We start from the raw sequence: 4,142 nt of genomic DNA on the forward strand, positions 1-4,142 counted from the left end.
CCCTTCGCCGATGGCCTCTTCGCCCTGCCCGGCGCCATCGAGCGAGCGGCCGAAGGACAGTTGTCTGAGCTGGCGGCCGTCGGCGTCGTAGTCGGTCAGGTTCAGGCGCTTCAGGCCGTTCTCGTCAAAGGCTTGATCCTCAAGCACCAGGCCCGGCGCTGGAACACGCCGCCTCGTACCGCCACCCTCTGAGCGAAGCGCAACGCTTCGCCGACATCGACAAGCAAAAACACCACCGCCCGGCTGTGCAGGGCGGTGGGTGAGCTTTTTTGCAGTTAGAAGAGAGATCAGCGTTCTTTCTTTTGAGCCATATCCCTAATAACGCTTCTCACTGATTCAAGCGCAGCTCTCGTTTCTCCATACAAGTAGACGTGCTGCTTGTTTTCAGGGCAAAACAGCCCAAGCGGCATCTCAGTTCGCGGAAGGCCTTCTGGAATCACAGACAACTCAGCGCCGCAGATTGGGCACGTTAGATCAACACCTTCTTGCCACAGCCGAAGGGCACGAGTTCCCGCCATCTTTTCAGGGTCATAAATCATTTCAGTGCCCCCATGAGGTTACAGGCACCTTTCCGGTTGGAAGGTCCTGGTACGCCGGTGTTCTGCCAATCGCATCCCAGATGCTCTGACGCTCAACCAATGTTGGCCTGCGTCCCAGGTTAAACAACGCCTCTCGGCGGAACGAAAGATACTCCTCGTACTGCGTCGGGGTCGCGAACCCTCTGAAGAACCTTGTCTGATGTGATGACTCGTGTATCAGCGTGGAGGTTATTTCCCCAGGAGAGAGATTCTCCGCCAGGTTGATAGTCACGCTATTGCGGTGAGGATCCCACAACCCGGAATAACCGAAGTCGGCGTCATTGATGTACACAACATCAGTTCCCTGCTCCTGAAGCCTTGCGTACGAACGCATAGCAACAGGGTTTTCTGCAATGGTCCTTCAGGATGCCTGAGCAAACACGCGATCGGCTTCCGAAAGAGAGGCGTCGAGGCGAATCTTTCCGAAGCCACTACCGCTGTTTGCAACCCCCACTCTTTCAGCCACCACCGCTGGCGCAAGGCCCGGCCTGTAATCAAGCGATTCCCATCCCAAATAGTCTCGAATTTTACGCCACCATTTGGCCCCATAAGTAGTGACTCTCGAACAACGCGACCATTCTCCTGAATGCGAACAACACTACAGTGACTGGGCCACACAAGAGGTAGCGAAGGGCACCTTTTATGCTCGTAGCGCAGGCCGTGGAGTGACCACGGCACTGTGCATAAGTCCAGCGTTATGTTTGACCCGCAGCAGACGTAAAGCGGATACTGTCCGCATGCATGGGCATTCGCTCGACTTCAACTATCAATAGTGAACATTGCCGCTATCCTTGGTGTCACTAGCAAATACTCAAGAGTCTGTGGGAATTTTCTCGATGAACCAAGGATATTCGATTGATTGACGCCTAGCTTGACAGCCGACATCTAGATTTTCAATGTCGCCTACACTGCTATCAAGCTTCAAAATTGTATCTAGTCGAACCAGCCGCATGTGATCCATAGAGTAATCACCATTATCGCAATGGAATTGCCAGATTTCATCACCATCTTCGTCCAGTTCGCGGGTGACCAAAAGAACTGGCATACCTCTGGCTGTAACGAAGTCTGACGTAACGACCATTTCTTCACCTGAAATTGGAAACATATTAATCATGGCCATTTGTTTGACTTGTCTCTATTGTGCTTGCGCAATCTAAGAAGCAGGTTCGAGATATCTCTCGTGCCCCCGGCGTCCACAGGTCTTACATGATCAACCTGGATTTCATTGTGGGGTGGAGTGACCCCCTTCATTGACTTCTTTGAATCAATCCCGAGCTCACCTGTGACGTCATCCCTCAGCACACCTCCATTATGCGCGCGATTGGCCTCTTTCATCTGCCGAACCTGACGGGGCGTTGGCTTAGTACTTGCGTTTAGATTTGGGGGATTCGATATATGCGAATAGTCCGCCGGACCACTCCAATCCTCCCCAGCAATCCTTGTGCCTTCTGGAAGTTCACGGCGAGGCATCTTTGCCAAGAGATGACTTATACCAGGTAGCCTCTTAAGAACACCACTGAAACCAAAGGCGGCCAACCCTCCAACGGTAAACGTCCCCTTTGATGCGTTTGCAGCATCTTCCGCCATATAGCCGGGCTGATCTTGGAATCGATCAGACACCATCCCTACAGCTCGCTCTTGCATCGAGCCAACCCAGCCACCGACGGGAGTCGCATTGATACCTTCTCTCACGGCAAACATAGCCGGCCCCTGGGCAAAGTCAACGATTCCTAACGCAAATCCCAAGTAGGGCCGCCTCTCCATTTCTGCAGCCAACCGATCCATGCCATAACCAACAGCACCTGCAGTTTCGTCAATTGCTCGATGTAGAAGAGCTGGGTTCGTTGTTTTCCTATAGTCTGCAAGGTCCGTCTGCCCTGTCAAAGCAGCAGCTTGCGGGATAGGTAACCCGGTCTCAGCATCAATCATTGGCGAGACGGTTACTATGGAGTGCAGTACTAATTTTTGTGCTGCATCTACCACTTCCTCATAGTACGCGGGATCAAGCCTGTTCCCATTATCATCGGCAACATACTGCAAGGCGCTTAGCGCAAGAGCCCTACGTTGTTCTTTCATGTAATTTGGATCAGTTACTGAGCGAATTGACTCTTCCGCATAGCTCAGAACGATGTCGTCGGAGACATTGAAGCCGAAGTTCTGATTGACTGATCGCAGTACATCCTTTTCCGCTGCGCTTCGCCCTTCAAACTGATCAATGATCCGATCAAGACGGCCGCCCTTCGCATACCGGATTTGAGTCCTATTGATTCCCCCTACAATCGCATTCCCCAGCGCATTCCCGAACGCGTCCGCCGCCAGGTCGCCGTAGTCGATACCCCCTCGTTGCGCCCCCAGCGCTTGCCGGCTGTGCGCCGTCACCACGTTCCCGATCATCCCCGTCGCCAGGTCGTTCCAGAACTTGCCCGTCCCACCTGGTGCTCCGCTCGTCGTCTGTTCAAGCCCCAGTCTACTCCCCACGCCCCGCGTCAACACAGCTCCCACCGTGTTCGCCGCCATGCTCCGCCAACTGAAGCTCGCTGCCGCCCCCACCGCACGGCTCGCCGCGTAGTTCGACACGTTGCCCACGATCGCGTTCGCCGCCACCCGCGCGTACGACGACGACGACAGGCTCTGCGTGAACGCATTCCCCGCCTGGCCCACGTAGCCGCCCCAGCCCGCCGTCGCCCAGGCCGTCAGACCTGACACCGCCGCCTGGCGCCAACTGAAACTCCCATACCCCGATACGCTCCCCAGCGCTTGGCTCACCACACTCCCCGTGAACGCCCCCACGCCCGCCGCCACCGCGCCCGCCGCCCCATAGCCCCCCGCCAATACGCTCGCCCCCACCGACAGCGTGCTCCCCGCCGCCGCCGTTCCCGCCACCGCCCCCGTCGCGCTCGAGGCCGCCCCCAGCCAGCCCGCCGCCACACCCGCCGTGTAGATCGTCACCACCACCGCGATCGCCACCAGAATCACCTTCGCCAGCGTCGCGCACGCCTTCTTCTTCGGCGGCGGTGGAATGTAAGGCAGTGTCGGCGCTGTGTTGCCGATCGCGTCGTTCGGGTTGAACGGCTCGAAGGTGTTGGCGTCGCTCGCCGTCATCCGCACGTTCGGCGCCCGCAGGCTGCCGCCCGGCGTGGGCGGGCTCAGCCCGTCCAGCCCGTTGGCCTCCGCCAGCACGTACCAGTAGCGGGCGTCGCCATAGACCCGTTGCGCCACCTGCCGCAAGCTTTCCCCGGGCTGCACTTGCACCGTGATGTCCCCGGTCTCGCTGGCTTCGAACCCGGTCAGGTGCGCCAGCACCTCGGTCTTGCCGTCCGCCTTGCCCGTCGCCACGTGGCGGCCGTTGGCGTAGGCGTAGGTCTCGGTGTACTGGCGCGCCTCGGCGCTCTGGTTGAAGCGCCCGCCCAGGCTCATCGTGCCCTGGATCCGGCGCAGCAGATTGCCTTCGCCGTCGTAGGCGAAGTAGCGCACACGGTCGTCGAGCTGGTCGCGTTTGTCGAACTTCGGCGTCTGCTCGCGCAGCACCGTGCGCCGGCCCCAGGCGTCGTACTCGCTGGACGT

General features: G+C 58.1%; 2 protein-coding genes. Both read right to left on the reverse strand.

Annotated features, from left to right (window positions below; all coding sequences use genetic code 11):
* Positions 1 to 1,389: 1,389 nt before the first annotated feature.
* On the reverse strand, positions 1,390 to 1,698 hold the full coding sequence (locus EBB59_RS13640; RefSeq protein WP_147455614.1) for a hypothetical protein: 309 nt from the start codon (positions 1,696 to 1,698) through the stop codon (positions 1,390 to 1,392).
* Positions 1,689 to 4,142: HNH endonuclease signature motif containing protein (locus EBB59_RS14030; RefSeq protein ID WP_170156564.1), on the reverse strand; the 2,454-nt coding region annotated here is incomplete at its 5' end. The genes EBB59_RS14030 and EBB59_RS13640, both read right to left, overlap by 10 nt.

This window comes from Solilutibacter pythonis, from assembly GCF_003697345.1.
Taxonomy (GTDB): domain Bacteria; phylum Pseudomonadota; class Gammaproteobacteria; order Xanthomonadales; family Xanthomonadaceae; genus Solilutibacter; species Solilutibacter pythonis.